Source organism: Rhodococcus sp. 06-462-5, from assembly GCF_002258315.1.
GTDB lineage: Bacteria > Actinomycetota > Actinomycetes > Mycobacteriales > Mycobacteriaceae > Rhodococcoides.
In genome coordinates, this window is sequence record NZ_NOYD01000045.1 from 1 (window position 1) to 19007 (window position 19007).

Annotated in this window: 9 protein-coding genes and 1 pseudogene; 3 read left to right on the forward strand and 7 right to left on the reverse strand. The window is 66.1% G+C overall.

All coding sequences use genetic code 11. The features are described from left to right. Positions 1–435: 435 nt before the first annotated feature. The 7 genes and pseudogenes from CH251_RS19690 to CH251_RS19720 all read right to left on the reverse strand — a co-directional run bounded on the left by CH251_RS19690 (position 436) and on the right by CH251_RS19720 (position 11599). Complete coding sequence (locus CH251_RS19690; RefSeq protein ID WP_094614653.1) at positions 436–1845, reverse strand: plasmid pRiA4b ORF-3 family protein; 1410 nt, start codon at positions 1843–1845, stop codon at positions 436–438. 51 nt (positions 1846–1896) lie between these two features. Continuing rightward, positions 1897–2442, reverse strand: coding sequence for an LpqN/LpqT family lipoprotein (locus CH251_RS19695; RefSeq protein ID WP_094614654.1), 546 nt, complete (start codon positions 2440–2442; stop codon positions 1897–1899). Positions 2443–2516: 74 nt separating this feature from the next. Then, positions 2517–3404, reverse strand: coding sequence for a hypothetical protein (locus CH251_RS19700; RefSeq protein WP_094614655.1), 888 nt, complete (start codon positions 3402–3404; stop codon positions 2517–2519). Positions 3405–3435: 31 nt separating this feature from the next. Next, entirely contained in the window at positions 3436–4131 is a 696-nt protein-coding gene (locus CH251_RS19705) for a hypothetical protein (protein WP_143537887.1), read from the reverse strand. A 64-nt stretch (positions 4132–4195) separates the two neighbouring features. Further along, positions 4196–5035 (reverse strand): HAD family hydrolase, encoded by an 840-nt coding sequence (locus CH251_RS19710; protein ID WP_094614657.1) that lies wholly within the window; start codon positions 5033–5035, stop codon positions 4196–4198. Between the two features lie 28 nt (positions 5036–5063). Then, positions 5064–6272 (reverse strand): annotated as a pseudogene (locus CH251_RS19715) (metallophosphoesterase). 107 nt (positions 6273–6379) lie between these two features. Next, positions 6380–11599 carry an AAA domain-containing protein gene (locus tag CH251_RS19720; protein ID WP_094614658.1) on the reverse strand — a complete coding sequence of 1740 codons (5220 nt, stop codon included), beginning with the start codon at positions 11597–11599 and terminating at the stop codon, positions 6380–6382. A 221-nt stretch (positions 11600–11820) separates the two neighbouring features. On the opposite strand from CH251_RS19720, the gene CH251_RS19725 reads away from it, so the two are divergent. The 3 genes from CH251_RS19725 to CH251_RS19735 all read left to right on the forward strand — a co-directional run bounded on the left by CH251_RS19725 (position 11821) and on the right by CH251_RS19735 (position 18973). Beyond that, complete coding sequence (locus CH251_RS19725; protein ID WP_094614659.1) at positions 11821–12423, forward strand: dihydrofolate reductase family protein; 603 nt, start codon at positions 11821–11823, stop codon at positions 12421–12423. A gap of 14 nt (positions 12424–12437) precedes the next feature. Further along, entirely contained in the window at positions 12438–13109 is a 672-nt protein-coding gene (locus CH251_RS19730; RefSeq protein WP_094614660.1) for a TetR/AcrR family transcriptional regulator, read from the forward strand. A 386-nt stretch (positions 13110–13495) separates the two neighbouring features. Continuing rightward, positions 13496–18973 carry a carboxyl transferase domain-containing protein gene (locus CH251_RS19735; protein WP_094614685.1) on the forward strand — a complete coding sequence of 1826 codons (5478 nt, stop codon included), beginning with the start codon at positions 13496–13498 and terminating at the stop codon, positions 18971–18973. The last annotated feature ends 34 nt before the right edge of the window (positions 18974–19007 follow it).

Genomic DNA, 19007 nt, shown 5'->3' on the forward strand with positions numbered 1-19007 from the left:
AATCACTAGCAGAAAAACTCAACTAGCATTTCAAACAACACCCGACAACAACCACCACAAGCGGATGGCTGATACATCGAATGCTTTCACCAAAACAAAATATTTCGGCACTGACATTCATCGACACACTGTTGAGTTCTCAAAGAACACGCACACACTCTCACCCCACGAACACACAGTCCGTCGGCCTCAAGGGCAACTGTTCCAGCCTATCCCAGCTTGGTCTCGGACACAAGGCCCGACTCTTGGGGGATAAAACCTGCCAGGCCACACGTCCAACCTCGTATCCCAGTCCGTGAAGACCGGGTCGGTGTCCGTCGCTCTGACTCGACAAAAGTTACGCCACCGACAACACCAACGCAAATCGCCTGCTCAGCGGCGGTCCTTCGCGGCTCGAGCCCCAATTCGGCCTTCCTGGGACCGCTTCTCGACCACTCAGCTCAGCAATGCGTCCCGTGCGAACCTGCGCGACCAGCTCGGCGAGTCCGATACCCCTTGCCGGAAGTAGAACCGCGGACCGTGTGCACCGATGAGATCGAGGAAGCTCACCGTGGCCTGCGCCGCGAACTGAGCGTCGAAGACACCGGAATCTTCGCTGGCCCAACCTAATTCGGCGACAGTCTCGATCAGCATCTCGTTGCGATGCGTCGCAGATGCCGATGCTGCGAGGGAGATCAGGAAGAGAGTCGCTGCGTCGGTCTCGTAGGTCTCCTTACCCAGGGGAAGACGAGAAGCCGCATGTCGCCACATGCCTACCGGGTCGTCGGCCAAAGCTGCACCGAGCTTTGTGCGCAGCAACCTGCCCTTCGATGTGCGGGTCAACCCGAGGTGTCGCGCCGCCTCGCGAAGATCGGTCACCTGGTGATGGTCGATCTCGCGATTGCTCGGCCCTACCCACCCCAGACCCCAGTCGAGCTCCTCGCGAATCGCCGCCACGAATGCGGGCTTGAGGTAGCCGGCACCGGTCAGGTCGGCTCCGTCGTCGCCGATTCTGCCCAGAAACCACGACAACTTGGCCATCGCAATCTCTGCGACGGGCAGATCGACCGAGCTCTCGATGGTGAGTTCGCATCGTGGAAGCAACGCCATCAGTGAAGGGACCTCGGTAGGACGCACTCGATCGAACAGCTTTCCGATGGCCGGAGCAGCAGCCACAGCTTCGGCAAGCACCGAACGCCCCACGTCGAACGAGTGCAGCACTGTGTTGACTGCATCGGCGTCGAACAGAGCCGGGTCGAACGCCGCGCCCCACCGCGCCAGCAGAGCTGCGTGTTCGGGATCGGACGGGTCGGCCGCGATCTCCAACGCCTGTGCGTAGCGCGAGGGCCCGCCGGATTCCTCGGGGGGGCACGCGCGCTCCCCGTCCAGGCAGACTGATCGGAGGTCGTCGATATCGGAATCGATCTGCTCCAGAACGATCGTGTGCGTCCATCCGTCACCGAAGTCGTACTCGTACGTCATGGTGGAACCCGGTGCCGTGAGTACTTCGTCGATCCGCACTCGCTCCTCGCTCGACGACTCGTCGTCCGGTTCGTCGTCGAGCGTCTCTTCCATCTCGAATCGACGCGTGGCACCGGCGGTCCTGACGCTGAACGCATGCAGATGCCGGTCCTCCCAACCGAGAGCCCTCTGCAGCACCGCGTGCAGCTCGGACAACAGCAGATCCGAGCGCACCCGCACCCGACGCCAGATCTGCGGACGGGTGTGATCAACGGTCACCCGAAGCACCAAGTTCACCAGGCCCCGCCGCGTGGCTTCTGTCGCGCTGTCGTCGGCCGGTTCGTCGGTGTCGGACAAATTCGGCACCACCGACAGGTGCCGGACGCGACCGGTTCTCATCGACATGAACAGGACCCTAGTCGGACCCGTGCGTCGGACGCAGGGGGTCGCGGTTCTCTAAGTACCGGTGGTCAAACCGTCGTTGATCGCAGCGACGTCGAACGCCAACGCATCGAGCTGAGATGCCAACGTCGTCACCGTCAACTGCACCAGGTACTGGATATCGACGCCCACCACCACATACCGCGTCGTCACGGCGGCTTCGAGTTGCTGCGCGACGTACGTACCCCGAATGAATCGCGACGGCCAGCCGAGCCACGACGCCGCGCTCGCCTCGCGCTCCACCCAGCCGGGCATCGCACGACCGTCGCCGAAACCCAATGCCATCAACGCTTCCGGGTCGATCGTGCGCGACAACGCACCGACCAGAAGCACCGCGTTGGGCGCGAACCCGTTCTCCACCAGGTTCGGTTCCACGATCACCTGAGTCGCCCCGGGAAACTGCGCGGGATCGAGCGTCTGCCATCCCGCAGGAATCGGCACGGTGATGCCGATCTCGGCCGCCGCGGCACCGTCGAGCGGCGACACGCGCAACGCGTGTGCGTTCAGGTACTCGGCGATCGTGGTGGGCTCGGAGGATTCCGTCGACAGGGCGTCGTTCACAGCAGGGCCTTTCGTGGTGGACGATTCACCGACACGCCAGAGGCTACCCGCGCCGGTCCGCTCGTCCGTAGATCCTAGAGGCAGTGACCGGCGGGGAGCTGAGCGCTGCGCGACTCCAACCATGCACCGACCGCGTCGAGCATGGCTGTTCCGTCGGTGAACGAACCCGAATTCGGTTGCGCGGCAATCGCTACACCGACTCGACCGGCAACGGTGGTGACGATACCGACCTGCCGCACGTCGTAGCCACCTCGGACGCTCGGCCCCCAGCCGCCTTTGAAAGCCGCATCGGAGAGCTTCGCCAGACCCCAATGCTGCTCGGGCACAACACTGTTCATCATCTCGACCACCGGTGCAGCGTCCGGGATACACGACAGACCCGCCGCGAACGTCGCCTGATCCTGCGTCGACCACTCGGTCTGTCCGAATGCGCTGAATTCAGGCCGGATTCGCTCCCTCTGCACCGCAGTGGCAGCGTCACCGCCCTGTCGCAGAACCGATTCGACTGCGGCACCTGCGGCAGCGGAATCTCCGAGCGACCCCCACAGCGCCTCGGCTGCTGTGTTGTCGGAGCTCTCGATCGCAGCAGTGGCGTCCGCGAGCGCGGCGTCGCCACCGCCACGCAATGCGGCCACAGCAAGCGGCACCTTGACCGTCGACCACGCCACACCGGAAGTCCAGGTGCCGAGCACCGTCGACGGGCCGCCACCGACCGGAACCAGAGCGAGGCCGATGGGCCCACCCGCCGTCGCCTCCAGTGCGCCGAACTCCGCGGCCAGATCCTCGGCCGGCAGCGTCTCGACGGACGGCGCGGTGGTCCACACTCCCGAATCGGACGTCGGCGGACTCTCCGGCTGCATCGGAGCAGCCGATGTGTCCGACACGACGGGTGCATCCGAGGCCGGGTCGTCATCGGTGGCGATGGTGCAGCCGGACACCAGAACACAGAATGTCAGGGCCACCGCTCCGACTCTTCCGACGCCGCGCGCCGAACTAGAAGAGGTAGACAACAGCGTTCTCGCCACCGGTACACGTCACCAACTGCGCAGACGAGACGCAGTTCATCTCGTACCGCTTGCCGGTGACCGGGCTGCTGGCCACCACCGTCCGCGAATTCCGATCCGAACCGGCCCGGGTGTATGCCAAGCGAACTTCCTCGGCGAACGGGCACGACGTGACCGTCGACCCCACTGCCGAACCTCGGAGGCCGCTGCTCGACGCCACGGTCGCCGGGCAGGTCTGCGCACCCGCGGGCAGAGTGGCCACGCCCGGTTGCGGTGAGCTCGCCGTGGGTGCAGGTTCACCGCCTGGAACACTGCCGTCGGACATTGCCGAGGACGGTGCAGCACCCGCCGACGACGCCGTTGGAGTTGCGTCGTCACGTGCGACCGACCAGGCGAACACCCCGCCGAGAATCACCGCGACCACAACCAGGACGGCCACCACGATCCAGATGCCACCGCTCCCGCGTCTCGGCGGTCCCGGTGGAGGAGCACCCGGGACACCACCGGTGCCGAACACCGGTGACCGGGGAACCGCACCGTACCCACCTGGCTGCGCCGTGGCACGAGACTGTGGTGCGCCATGTCCGGAGGACGGCGGCGGAATGACTCGATCGGATGGATTCGGTTGCGCGCCGTACTGTCCGTACGCGCGCTGCGAGGGGTCGCCCGAACCTGGATAGCTCACTGGTGTCCTTCTGCCGATGATGAGGCCAGCCTCTCACACGGCGTCGCAACGAGCAGACCGGACGTTACAGTCTCGCTCGGCGCGCGGTGAGTTCCTCCAGATAGCGCGCAACCGCGTCGTCGTCGTTGGATTCGAGGACTCGATCGGCAACGGATCGCACGGGCTCAGCAGCATTCGACGGGCACAACGCCGTACCCGCCCAGTTCAGCATCGGCAGATCGTTGCGCGCATCCCCCACTGCCGCAACCGAACCCGCAGATATCCCCCATCGCTCGCATAATTCCTGGAGCGCACTGGCCTTCGAGACTCCCGCTGCGGACATCTCGATGTACGGAGCACCGGAATGCGTCAACTCCACTCCGTCCACCCCCACAGCGGCGACGAGCTCGTACAACTCCTCGCTCGTCGTATCACTGTGCCGAGCAACGATTTTGACCGTCGGCTCGACGTCGGCCGACAGCCCGTGCTCCGACAGCTCCATCTCGTGCGGCTGCCGGTGATGGTCGGCGAACACGCACAGCTCGGCGTACCGAGCCTCGGCGACGAATCGCGTTGCACCGACGGTCGCGAAGGCCACGCCGGGAACGAGCGAGCGCACGACCGACTTGGCCGAGGCCACCGTCTCGGCCGGTACCGATCTGGTGCCGACGATGGCCGGGAAACCGTCGGCCAGGTCGAGGACGACAGCACCGTTGGCACCGATCGCCGTCCCGCGAAATCCGCAGGACGCTGCGAGTTCGTCGATGGAGTGGCGCGCGCGAGCCGTGGCCCACACGACCCTGATTCCGGCTGCGTCTGCGGCAGCCATCGCGGCGGCCGTCCGCGCAGACACGGTTCGATCCGAACGTAACAGGGTGCCGTCGAGATCGGTTGCGACAACGACGACCTCTTCGGTGCTCTTCACCCCGCCGATACTGCCAGGTGTCGATCGATCAGCCTGCGACCAATGTCAGAACGGAAATCTCACTGGGCGCGAACACCCGGAACGGCGGGCCCCAGAATCCCGATCCACGGCTGGTGTAGAGCTGAGTTCGCTCGCCGTGCCTGCTCAGACCGTGCACCACCGGTTGGTCGAGCCGAACCAAGGCCGAGAACGGCCAGATCTGACCGCCGTGTGTGTGGCCGGAGACCTGCAGGTCGACGCCTGCGTCGACAGCGTCACCGATCTGTTTCGGCTGATGAGCCTACAACAGCACGGGCATCGAGGGGTCGGTTCCGGCAAGTGCGCGAGCGAGATCGGCACCGTGGCCTGGCGCACCCGACCCTGCGGCGGTGGCGTCGTCGACACCCGCGATGATCAGTGCGTCCTCACCGCGATGCAGCACCACGTGGCGATTGTGCAAGGAGTTCCATCCGAGGTTCTCCATGTGATCGAGCCACTCCTGCGCCTCGCCGAAGTACTCGTGATTGCCGGTGACGTACACGCGCGCCGCACTCGCGAGCATCGACTCCAACGGCGCGGCCTGCGCTCGACGCCGATCGACCGAGCCGTCGGCGATGTCGCCGACATGAGCCAACACGTCCGGTTCGAGCGCATTGACGGCGTCGGTCAATCGATGCGACCACGTCGTGCGATCGAGCGGACCGAAATGCGTGTCGGTCACGAGAACCACTCGTAGACCGTCGAATCGAGCCCCGAGCCGATCGATCCTGACGGTCGTGTGTCGCACGCGGGGAGTTCGCATCGCCTCGTAATGACCCCACAGCGCCAGGACGACTACGACGACCACGGTTGTCACCGACACGATCCGCGACCGAAGGGGGTCGTCGACACCTGCCACCCACAGACCGAGCCGCAGCAGCAGCGAGAGTGCCGACCACACGAACGCGATCCAGACCGAGCCCAACAACACGTCTCCGACGCGAGCCCACGCGTCCTTGGAGGCACCCTCCGCGCTCGGCCGGTGGCCCAGATACATCGCTGCAGGCAAAGCCACGAATGCGGCGACCGCAACCGCGGAGCCGACCAACTGTGCAGCCAACGGCCACTGCGCGCCGGCTAACACGACGGTCCAGGTCGGCAGCGCGACAAGCGCAGCGCAGACGACGAGGACGATGGTCGGCACGACGATCCGCCTAGCGCGCGGCGACCGATTCGGTGCGACCGACTGTTCCGGTTGCTGCGTCTGTCGATCCGTCATCGGCGTCGAACCCTCTTCACTCGTACGTGCGCGCAATTCGAGGCCCAAGACTACGTCGACTTCGCTGGTTCGGCGCGGGCGCTGAACCTGCCTGACGTGAGCGGGAGTTACGGACGACGGCGGGTGGTGTATCCGCGAAGTCCGTTGAGCGGCAACTCGTGCTCTGCGATGTCCTCGTCCTCGGCTGCCTCTAGGCCGCTCGGCTCGCTATCGGCATCCGTTTCTTTCGCTGAATCGCCCTGCGCCTCGGCCGAATCGGACCCGTCGAGCTCGGCAGCCTCGACGCTTGCCCCGGCCTCGTCCTGTGCGACCGTCTCGTCGGCTTCCCCGATCCGGTCCGTGGGCGCAGTCGTGCTGTTCGCGGTTTCGCCGAGCTCGGTGGCCGAGCTGCTGCTCACCTCGGCCTCGCGCACCCGCGCGGACGCATCGCTCTCTGCATCCTTTGCCGGTGCGGATCCGTTGGTCATCGCCGAGCGGCTCGACGCCGAAGACTCGACCGGCCGAGCAGTGCCGTTGGTGGCGGCGGAGCCGTTGGTCCTTCCCGATCCGTTCGTCATGCCCGAGCCGTTGGTCGGCCCCGACCCGTTCGTCATACCCGAGCCGTTGGTCGGCCCCGACCCGTTCGCGGTGCCCGAGCCGTTCTCGACTCCGGCTCCGTTGGTGGTTCCGGATCCGTTTTCGGTCTTCGGTGCCGATCCTTCGCGGTCGGCTCCTCGCGCTTCCGAGACGGCCGGCTCCTCGGCGGGGATATCTATGCGCGGCATGGTCCACAGAGACAGCACCGACTCGTGGCGCGCGGGTGAGTCCGCGTACGTGGACGTCTCGAATACCCCGGAATCGTCGAACTGCGAGGACTCGAGTGGGACCGGGGTCCAGGCCCCGTCCGAGCTCTCCAGACCGTCCACGACAACGCTGTTGGGCTTGATTCCCAGACGGGCCAACGTGGCCCAGAGGCTTTCCAACGCCGCGTCACGGTCCAGGTAGTACTCGGATTCACGCACCCGCCAGAACGTCCAACCGCACCGCTTGAGCTCCTGCTCGCGCTGCAGATCCGCCAACCGCTGCGCGGGGGTCGACAGGAACGTGTCACCGTCGCACTCGACGGCGAGGCGCGAGGAATCGCCGGTCACCACCAGTGCCAGACGCCTGTTGTTCACCTCCACACCAGGATTGACGTGAAAACCTCGCTCGACGAGGTCGTTCCACAACTGCTGCTCGAGCAGCGTCTCGAACGGTGCCTTCCGGACCTCGCGCGAGACATCGACCGGCATGGGATCGGCCGGAGCGGGCGAGACGGAGGTGACGTAGCTCAGCAACGAGTTGCGCAGGTCCGCTCGCTTGAGTCGGTCGACGGTCACCGAGTGGAAGAGCCACAGCTGATCCTGTGCCCGTGAGGCCGCCACGTTGAACCGCCGCTTGTACTGATTGGCGGTGAGGGTTGCGAAGTTCTGATCGGGTGCCACCACCATCGACAGAAACACGACGTTGCGTTCGTCGCCCTGGAAGTCCGGTGGCGTACCGACACGCAGCCGACGCTGTTCCCACTGCTCGATACCGATCCGCTTGATCAACTCGTTGCGAATCTCGTCGACCTGCGATTGACCCTGCAGCACAACCACTCCGAAGGTCAGGTTGTCGTATGCGGAGTCCTCGAGGCAGTCGGCGATCTGGTCGGCGATCGCGATGGCCTCGGTACGGTTGACCAGTGATGCGTTCTTTCCGGTCACCGTCGCTCCGCGAACGTACGTGTGCCGCAACGGCGGTAGCCGATCCGCACCGAACTGTCGCACGGGAACGAGCGGGGAGTCCCCGTAGAACTGCTGACTCGACCAGTTGATGATCTCGGGCATCGAGCGGAAGTGCTCACGCAACCGCACCACCTGACCGAATCTGGTGCGCAGCATGGAGAACAGGCTCGACCTCGGGGTCAGCGTCGCTCGCACGTGTTCGGGTAGATCGGGCAGATAGACGTCCAACCGATCGAACACGTCCTCGAGCGTGCCGGTCTGCGGGACGTCCGCCGGTGCGCACTGCCGGTCGTCGCCCACCACGATCACGCGGGGTGCGAGGTACAGCAGGAAGAGACTCGTGATGTCGGCCTGACTCGCCTCGTCGACGATGACGACGTCGAAACTGCCCGGCACCGGCGGAATCGATGCCAGCACCTGGGACAGTGGCATGACCCATGCGGGGACCGCACTCTGCGCCTCACGCATCGCCGATCGTGCTGCACTGCGGTAGGTTTCGGCGTACTTACCGGCTCCCGAGCCGATGCTGGAGATGTGCTCGCGGTAGGTCTGCAGCGCACGCACCTCGACGGCGGTCATTCGTTGGAGACTGTTACGCCAGGCGCTGGCGGCGGCGAGACGTGTTGTGAGGTAAGCGATGTCGGTGTCGGCGGCGGCGAGCTCCGCTTCCAGTTGCTGTTCGAGACCACCGTGGTGCTGCTCACCGACCCACTCGCGTGCCCGACGCCACGCCCAGGCCTTCGACATCTGCCAGCTCAGTTCGTCCCATTCGACATCGCCTGCGGTGTCCTCGACCAGGTCGAACAATGCGGGTGCGACCTCGGACAGCGACGCCGACATCGATTCGAGCAGAAGCTGATCCTCCTGCTCGGAACACGCCTGCGAGTAGGCCGCAACGGCGGCAGCCAGTTCCAACGGATCCGCAGTGCTCAACGCGCTCACCAGATTCGAGCCCTCGGGCGACGGCCCGGCATCGATCCGAGTGGCGACCGCGAACTGCAGGGCGTCGAGCTCGGCGCGTGCGGCATCGATGTCGATGCGCGTGGCGATGGCGTCGGCCGCCCCGGCGATTTCCTGTGCTTCGGCCAGGCTCCGAATCCACGGTGCCGCAGGCGAAATGGTGTACAGCCGTTGCACCAGGGCGTCACGGGCAGCGACGACGGCAGACACCAGGCCCAGCCGATCGGCGATTCGCGCCACGTTGTTGACGCGAATCGAACGCGTGCCGTCGAGCGGAACGACGATCGTGAGGTCGGCCAGCAGCACCGCTGCGGTCTGCACGGTCTCGAGTGCGCGAATGTGCTCGGCCACCAAACGTGCGGCCCTCGCCGTCGTCGCGGGTTGTCCGTCGACGGTGGCGACGATGTCGAGCGCCTCGACTGCCTTCTGCTCCTCGCTGCGACGGAACCGGGGCTTCCACTCGATACCGGACTCCAGCGCGCCTGCGAACGCATCCATGGCCGACAGTGCCGCAGGCGAGCTCGACGAGCACTGCACATCGTGGGCACCGACGTAACGATCGGACGCAGCTGCCGTCTCGACCATCGCGTCGATTCCGCTGACCCGAGACCACAGGTGGGCGGCCTCGCCGGACAGCACGGAATCGGTCAACCGCGGGTAGGAGCCGTCGAGTTCGACGACCGCTCGCACTCGGGCGGCGAGCTCCTCGCACAGTTGCCTGATCTCCGAGGACACGCCGGGTTCGACGCCGTCGAGCAACGCCACGAGGTCCGCGGCCTGGGGCGAGAGAGTGTCGATCTGCGCACCTGCACGCTGGCAGAGCGAGGCGAGTTCGGCCGAATTCGGCAGCATGGTCTCCGGACGCGGCAGTACCTGGCGAGAGCGAAGTTCGCGAGTGCCGTCGGAGCCGGCAATGAGTTTGCGAAGCTGATCGACCTGTGCACCGTCGAGGGGTGGCCGATCGGCCAGCAGTGGGCCGGGTAGCCACTCGTGGGCACCTTCGGCCGCTTTGACCTTGCGCACGATGGACGACACGGTGCCGTCGTAACCGTCGGAAACATACTCGTGCACAACGGTTTCGGACTCACGAAGCGCGCTGACACGATCGAGCAGCTCGGCCCGGCGGGCAAGAGCCGCTGCGCGCTGCGTCGTCAGCGCCTCGATCTTCTGCACCTCACTGGCCTCGTCGAACGAGGTCTTGCGCTCGGCGATCTTCGCGACGCTGCGATTGAGCTCGTCCGAACCACCGCGAGAGAGGTCGGTGATGGACACACACAGCTCTTGCAGCTCCGGCGGGAGCTTGTCGCGCAGCACGCGCAAAGCTTGTGACTTTTCACTAGTGACCAGAACCCTTTGACCGCGCGCCAACAGCCCGGACATGAGGTTGGCGATCGTGTGGGTCTTGCCCGTTCCCGGCGGCCCCTCGACCACGACGCCGCTGTCACGCCCCAGCCGTTCGATGATCTGCGACTGCTCGGCGTTGGCCGGCAGCGGAAACAGCGGGTCCTCCGCCAGTGCCGCCGACTCCCCCGCCCCCGTGCGTTCGAGCCACGCCATCCGATCTGCCGGCTCGATGGCATCGACCAGTTGCGCGAGTCCCAGCGGTACCGGGGAGTCGGCGAACTCGAGGTCGGCGATCATCTGTTCGTAGTACTCGACCAGCGCGAACGAGTCTCGAACGCGGAGAACGAGGGCAGGCGAGACGGTCAGCGTGCGGTCGTCGTCGATATACGCGAGAGCCCCGGGCGGCCCGAGACGACCGAGCACCTCGATCTCGTGGCGTGGCACCCGCGCCGCCCAGTTCCTCAAGAACTGTTCGACGCCGTCCCCGATCGGCGAGCTGACAGTCTCACGCAGTTCCCGAGCCAGCGCGACGGAGCCGGAGGTGTCGAAATCGTCCGACCCGGTCAGCAGCTGGCCGTCCTCGAGCCTCGGGGTGGTACTCGCGGCGAGGCGAACCAGCAGGTCACCGGTGCGTACGTCCCGTTCGATGCTCGCCGATTGTGTGATCAGGTGAGTGCGCACGCTGCGCTGCGGATCGGTGTTGCTCGACGTCAACAGGCCGGACGCCACCACGAGCTCGATCGACTCCGGCCGCGACGCGAGCTCCTGCATCATCAGCTGCAGAGCCTGGTACAGAGCGGCCTGCGGTCGCCGCTCCCGATCCTCCTGCGCCCATTCCTTCCACGATTCGGAGTACTCCTCGAAGGCCTGCTTGATCTCGTAGGCCTTGCGGATGTCGAAGTCGGCGTCGGACTCCTGCGCCTCCTCTCGACGGCGGGACGTCACCGAGGATGCGTCGGCCAGCTCGAGCTCGCGGTAGCGGCTGTCTGCGACGACCTGAGGATCGAGCCAGCCCGATAGCAGCGCCGGCGGCTCGGGCGGCTCGTCGACCGCGATGCGAGGTGCACGGAGCACCACACCACCCTGCTTGGCTCGGGGGTCGAGCTGCATGGGAACGTCCCCGGCGTGGACCCACTCGATCTGCATGTGGTCGTCGAAACGCAGCACCGGGTTCGAGCGCGCCTCGACGATTTCGCGAAGGAAGCGCAGCAGGCGTTGCACCCTGCTCTTGAGCTCGTCGTCGTGTTCACGACCGGTAGCCGCTGCAGCCGTCACAGTTTCCCCACAAATACTCGAATGGTCGTCCGTTTCAGGGACGGTGTTTGCACACCCGGGCCAGACTAGCCGCTGAAAACAAGTTGTTCATCGCGTCCTGAGAACACAAAATACGTTCTAGTGCTGGGTCACAAAGACCCACTTCGGTCGCTGGATCCCCCACAGCGGACCGACCCGCCCTGACCACGGGTTCTCACCCCGTCGACCACGACAGGAACCGAATGCGCAAGCTGGTCTACTACATCGCCGTCACTCTCGACGGGTTCATCGCCGCGCCGGACGGCAGCTACGACAGTTTCGTGGCCGAAGGCGATCACCTCGATGCCATCGTGGCCGAGCTGCCCGAGACGTTGCCGGTGCACGTGCGGGCCATGTTCGGCCTGGACGGTCCGCCCGCTCGATTCGACACCCTCGTCATGGGGCGCGAGACGTTGCAACCGGCACTCGACGTCGGGATCGCCAGCCCCTATCCCCACCTGCGCCAGTACGTGTTCTCTCGCACCCTCGCCCCGTCGAACGACCCGACCCTCACCGTGGTGAACGACGATCCGATCGGACTCGTCAGGAGCCTCAAAGCCGAGGACTCCGAGCTCGACGTCTGGATCTGCGGCGGGGGAAACCTCGCCGGTCAACTGCTGCCCGAGATCGACGAGCTGTTCCTCAAGGTCAATCCCGTCGTACTCGGCCGGGGCATCGGCCTGTTCTCGTCCGGGACGGGTGTCGATCCGTTCCCCGCTCAGCGGTTCGCGCACCTCGAATCGCGCCAGTTCGAGAGCGGAGTGAGATTCACCCGGTTCATCCGACCGGAAGCTCGCGGAGAATGACGTATAAAGACTGAATGCCTGCCGCGCCGGAGTCCGACCCTGTGCTGCCGAATCGGGAGCTGCCGATCACCCCGCGCGGGCTGCGAACTCGATCCTCGCTCGTGGCGGCCGCCCGTCGAGTCTTCGAGGACAGTGGGTACCTCGACTCCCGGCTGATCGACATCACCAGCGCCGCTCGATGCTCGGCCGGCACCTTCTACACCTATTTCACCAGCAAGGAAGAGATCCTGGCCGCTGTGCTCGAGCAGGCCAGGGACGACATGCTGCATCCCGGTACCGAGCGAGTGAACCCGCACGACGATCCGGTTGCCGTGATCGCCGCCAGCAACCGTGCGTACTTCGAGGCCTACCGACGCAACGCGAAGCTGATGGCGCTGCTCGAGCAGGTATCGAACATCGATCCCGAGTTCCGACGCCTGCGCCGTGAACGCGCCGATGCCTTCGTCAGGCGCAACGCCCGAAGCATCGAGAGCCTGCAGAGCCGCGGTCTGGCCGACGCGGAACTCGATCCTCTGCTGGCCTCCCGCGCACTGTCGTCGATGATCAGCAGGCTGGCGTTCAATCACTTCGTCGTCGACGCCGCCGACGGCCGTCCGCCCGAGGACTCCGAGGAACTGCTCGCAACGGCCACGAGGCTGTGGGTCAATGCGCTGAGACTGCCGCCTGCGAGCGAGAGCGACAGGTGAGGGAGACCGCACTCGGCGACGAGCGAAGCAACTCGAGCCGATCGGCTCGAGTTGTACCCGTCAGTAATGTACTCGTCGGTAGCAACGAAAGTCGCCGAATGGCGAATTACGCCTCGCGCCAACGCTACTCGCGAGTACGTTTGCGAGGTGAACGGAACTCGACAGCCGGTACGCAGCCAAAGTGGTTGCCACAGAATATGATTCACTTGTTGGTGATCAATCACACTCACGCCGAACGCCGTTGGCGATGCACAGGGCCTCGTTACCGTTAGAATGAGCCGATCGGAGTGCCGCACGACGAGCGAGAAAATGGCATGCCCGGCACCAATCCACGTTCCATCGAGTGCACCGACGCGGTGCGCCCACACCGAGCGAAGAGAGATACGTTGTTCAAGCGGATTGCAGTAGTCAACCGAGGCGAGGCAGCAGTACGCCTGATCCGAGCCGTCCGAGAGCTCAACGCCGAACACGATTACGGCATCCGCACCGTAGCGCTGCACACCGAGGCGGAGAAGCGGGCCATGTTCGTCCGCCAGGCCGACGAAGCGGTCACGCTGCGCAAGCCTGCGCCCGGATCGGCCTACCTCGACTACGGCGTCCTCGAGGCCGCCCTGGTCGAGTCCGGTGCCGACGCGGTGTGGGTCGGCTGGGGCTTCGTCGCAGAGGACCCGACGTTCGCCGATCTCGTCGCCCGCCTGAACATCACCTTCATCGGCCCGTCGGCCGACGCGATGCGTCTGCTCGGTGACAAGGTCGAGGCGAAGATCCTCGCCGAGAAGGTCGGCGTCCCCGTCGCACCGTGGTCCGGCGGCCCCGTCGAGACCCGCGCCGACGCCAGGCGTCACGCAGCGGCGATCGGCTACCCGCTGATCATCAAGGCCCGCTCGGGTGGCGGTGGCCGCGGTATCCGCAAGGTCTTCCACGAGGACGAACTCGAACTCTCCCTCGAGCGCACCCAGGGTGAGGCCGAGCGCTCGTTCGGCGACCCCGTCGTCTTCCTCGAACGGCTCGTCACCGATGCCCGCCACGTCGAGGTTCAGGTCATTGCCGACAGCCACGGCAACGTCTGGGCCCCGGGCGTGCGCGACTGCTCCATCCAGCGACGCAACCAGAAGGTCATCGAGGAGTCCAGCTCGCCGCTGCTCACCAAGGAGCAGGCCGACCAGCTGCGCACCGCCTCGGCCGAGCTCGTCAAGGCCGCCGGCTACCAGGGCGCAGGCACCGTCGAGTACCTGTACCAGCCCGAGCAGAAGATCTTCACCTTCCTCGAGGTCAACACCCGACTCCAGGTCGAGCACCCCATCACCGAATACACCACCGGCATCGATCTGGTGAAGCTGCAGATCCTCGTCGCCGACGGCCAGGCACTGCCCGGCGAATGCCCGCCCGAATTCGGCCACGCCGTCGAAGCTCGCCTCAACGCCGAGGACGCCGACAACGGCTTCGCTCCGGCTCCCGGCACCGTCGAACTCCTCAAGTTCCCGCTCGGCACCGGCATCCGCGTCGACACCGGCATCGCCCAGGGCGACGTGATCCCGCCCGACTACGACTCGATGGTCGCCAAGGTCATCGCCTGGGGACGTGACCGCAGCGAAGCGCTGGCGCGGTTGCGCAACGCACTGCGTGAGACCACCGTCGTCATCGACGGCGGCACCACCACCAAGTCGTTCCTGCTGAGCCTGCTCGACCGCGAGGAAGTCATCTCCGCCTCCGCCGACACCGGCTGGCTCGACCGCACCGAGGCCGGCTCCCAGGTGGGCCCGACGGCCGTTGCCGACATCGCCATCGTCGCCGCAGCCATCGATGCCTACGACGCCGAGGAAGGCCGCGAGCGCACCGCGTTCCTCAACTCCGCCCGCGGCGGCCGTCCACGCGCCACCCACGCCATCGGCCGCACGGTCGAACTGAACTACCAGGGGCAGGCCTACAAGCTCGAGGTCGGCCAGACCGGCACGCACCGCTACAGCATCGACGGTGACGGCATCGGAGACCTTCAGGTCGACGTCGAACGCCTCGGCACGTACGAGAGCCGGCTGGTGATCGGCGACCGTCGATACCAGGTGGTCACCGTCGCCGGAGCCGCGCACTTCCTCGTCGAGGTCGACGGCATCAGCCACCAGATCTCGCAGGACGAGGCCGGGTTGGTCCGCGCACCGGCTCCCGCCGTCGTCGTTGCCGTGCCCGTTGCCATCGGCGACGAGGTCGAAGCGGGACAGACACTCGTCGTCCTCGAATCGATGAAGATGGAAACCGCCGTCCGGTCCCCCTACGCGGGCACCGTGCGTGAGGTACTGGCCTCGGTCAACGGACAGGTCGACGCCGGAGCGGCACTGCTGCGCGTAGATCAGGCCGGTGAGCAGAAGGTCTCCGAGCAAGCGCCGCGCGTGCAGTTCCGCGGTATCGACGACGCCGAGCAGCGTTCACCGCAGCGTCGCGCACTGGACCGACTCGACGAACTCGCCGCCCTCATCACCGGCTTCGACGTCAGCGGAGCTCGGGCTCGAAACCTGTTGTCCACCTACGAGACTCTGCGTGCCGACGTGCCGCGCAACGATTCGGGACTGGTCTCGGCCGAGCTGGATCTGCTCAACACCTTCGCCGACATCTGCGAGCTCTCCCGCAACCGGCCGACGATGGACGAGGAGAGCACCGACGAACGCGTCCACTCCCCTCGCGAGCACTTCCACTCGTTCCTGCACTCGCTCGACGCAGACGTTCAGGGGCTCCCGGATTCGTTCCGCACCAAGCTCACTCGCGCACTCGCGCACTACGATGCCGCCATCGACGAGGGCCGTACCCCCGAACTCGAAGAAGCCGTCTACCGCGTCTTCCTGGCACTGCAGCGCATGGAGAACCAGGTTCCGGTCATCGCGGCCCTGCTCGGCCACTGGCTCAGCGACTGCTCGGCACAGCCCGAGGCCACCCCGGCCATGGCCGAGGTACTCGAGCGACTCATCGGTGCCACCCAGGCCCGCTACCCCGTCATCGGCGACGTCGCCCGCAACCTACGCTTCCGGCTGTTCGACGAGCCACAGATCCGCAGTGCACGCGAGAAGATCTACGACGGAGTCCGCGGCAGCCTGCAGTACCTCGCCGAGAATCCCGACGCAGCCGACTACTCGGCGCGCATCGCAGCTCTCGTCGCCACCCCGGAACCGCTGATCGAGCTACTGGCACAACGGATCACCGATCCCGGTGCCCTGCTCGAAGTGATCACTCGCCAGTACTACGAGATCCGCACCCTCGAAGACGTCAAGGCCTTCGACCGCGACGGCAGGCACTTCGTCACCGGCAACTTCGAGCTCTCGGGCGAACGGCTGCATCTGGTGTCGACGGCAACCGACTTCGATTCGCTCGCAGCAACTCTGGATTCGGTCGACGACATCGCCGGACCGGCGCCGGAGAACCTGGCCGTCGACCTCTACCTGTCGTGGCCGGACGCACCGACCGACGGCGACGAGCTCTCGGCCCAGCTCCAGGCTGTGCTGGCCGCGCACCCCGGCACGGGCCGCTGGCGCCGCGTGACGGTGACCGCGTTCGGTTCCGCAGCGCGAAAGATGACCTACCGTCGCACCACGGTAGAGGGGTCCGAGCCTCTCGCCGAGGACACGATCATTCGGGACATGCACCCGCTGACCGGTCAGCGACTGGACCTGTGGCGACTGAAGAACTTCGACGGAGTTCGGTTGCCCGCCAGCGCCGGAACGTACCTGTTCCACCTGACGTCGAAGGCCAACCCGTCCGACGAGCGTCTGGTTGCCCTGGCCGAGATCCGCGGCGTCACAACGCAGTTGGACGACGCAGGCAACATCGTCGCGGTACCGGAGATCGAACGCACCGTCGCGGCCTGCCTCGACGGCATCCGCCGCGCTCAGGCCGGACGTGGCAAGAAGCGACTCGACGCCAACCGCGTCGTGCTCTACGTCTGGCCGGTACTCAACGTTCCCGCCGACCGCATCGCCACCATCGCCCGGCACATCGCGCCGCTGACGATCGGTGCAGGCCTCGAGGAGATCACCCTCATCGCCCGCCTGGCCGAAACACCGGGCGCGACGCCACGCGAGGTGGCACTGCGCCTGTCGTACCGCTCCGGTGCCGGCATCGTCGCCAAGGTGACGCCGCCGCCGACCGAGCCGATGCGTCCGCTCGACGAGTACACCCAGAAGGTGCAACGCTCGCAGGCCCGCGGCACCGTGTACCCGTACGAGCTGATTCCGTTGCTCAGCAGCAACGGCGGCACGTTCACCGAGTACGACTTCGACGCCGACGGCGTGCTCGCACCGGTCGATCGCCCCTACGGCCGCAACACCGCGGGCGTCATCGTCGGTGTCGCGACCACACCGACCGCCAAGTACCCCGAGGGCATCACCCGCGTCGCGCTGTTCGGTGACCCGACCAAGGCACTGGGCACCGTCGCCGAGGCCGAGTGCTCGCGAATCGTTGCGGCCATCGACCTCGCCGAACAACTCGGCGCACCCGTCGAATGGTTCGCATTGTCCTCCGGAGCAACGATTTCCATGGAATCGGGCACCGAGAACATGGACTGGGTCTCGCGCGGACTGCGTCGCATCATCACCTTCACCCAGGCCGGCGGTGAGATCAACATCGTGGTCGCGGGCATCAACGTCGGCGCGCAGCCGTACTGGAACGCCGAAGCCACGATGCTTACCCACACCAAGGGCATCCTGGTGATGACCCCCGACAGTGCGATGGTGCTCACCGGAAAGCAGTCACTGGACTACTCCGGCGGTGTCTCGGCCGAGGACAACTTCGGCATCGGCGGCTACGACCGCGTCATGGGCCCCAACGGCCAGGCGCAGTACTGGGCACCGAACCTGCGGGCCGCGTGCGACATCCTGTTCGCGCACTACGACCACGCGTATGCCGCTCCGGGAGAACGCTTCCCGCGCCGCGCAGCCACCGCAGACCCGACCGAGCGCGACGTACGCACGTACCCGCACGTGCACCCGTCGAGCGACTTCACCACCGTCGGCGACATCTTCTCCTCGGTCACCAACCCGGACCGCAAGAAGCCGTTCGACATTCGCACCGTGATGCGCGCCGTGGTGGACCAGGACCACTCGGTACTCGAGCGTTGGGCCGACATGGCCGACGCCGACACCTCCGTGGTGTTCGACGCCCACCTCGCCGGAATTCCGGTGTCCGTGATCGGCATCGAATCGCGGGCCATCCCCCGCAAGGGCTGGTTCCCGTCCGACGGCCCCGATCAGTGGACCTCGGGCACCCTGTTCCCGAACTCGTCGAAGAAGACGGCACGTGCCATCAACGCCGCCAGCGGAAGCCGGCCGATCGTGGTGCTGGCCAACCTCTCCGGCTTCGACGGATCACCGGAATCGCTGCGCAACATTCAGCTCGAATACGGTGCCGAGATCGGCCGCGCCATCGTCAACTTCGACGGACCGGTCGTGTTCTGTGTCGTATCGCGCTACCACGGCGGCGCGTTCGTGGTGTTCTCCGGAGCGCTCAACGACAACATGGAGGTCCTCGCAGTGGAGGGCTCCTTCGCCTCCGTGCTCGGTGGTGCCCCCGCCGCAGCAGTGGTGTTCACCCGCGACGTCAACGCCCGCACCGCAGCGGACCCGACCGTCAAGGAACTCGAGACTGCGCTGAACGCAGCCGAGGACGACGCTGCCCGCTCGGCCCTGCGCGTGGAACTGGCCACCGTGCGAGCGAACGCCCGCAACGCCAAACTGGGTGAAGTGGCAGCCGAATTCGAGGCCATCCACAACATCCAGCGTGCGCAGAACGTCGGATCGGTGCACCACATCGTCCCCGCCGCCGAACTGCGTCCGCAGTTGGTCGCCGCCATCGAACGCGGAATGGCGCGGTCGTTGGCCAAGTAGGGCCTGGGCTCGCTCAACGCAAACGCGCGCGCGT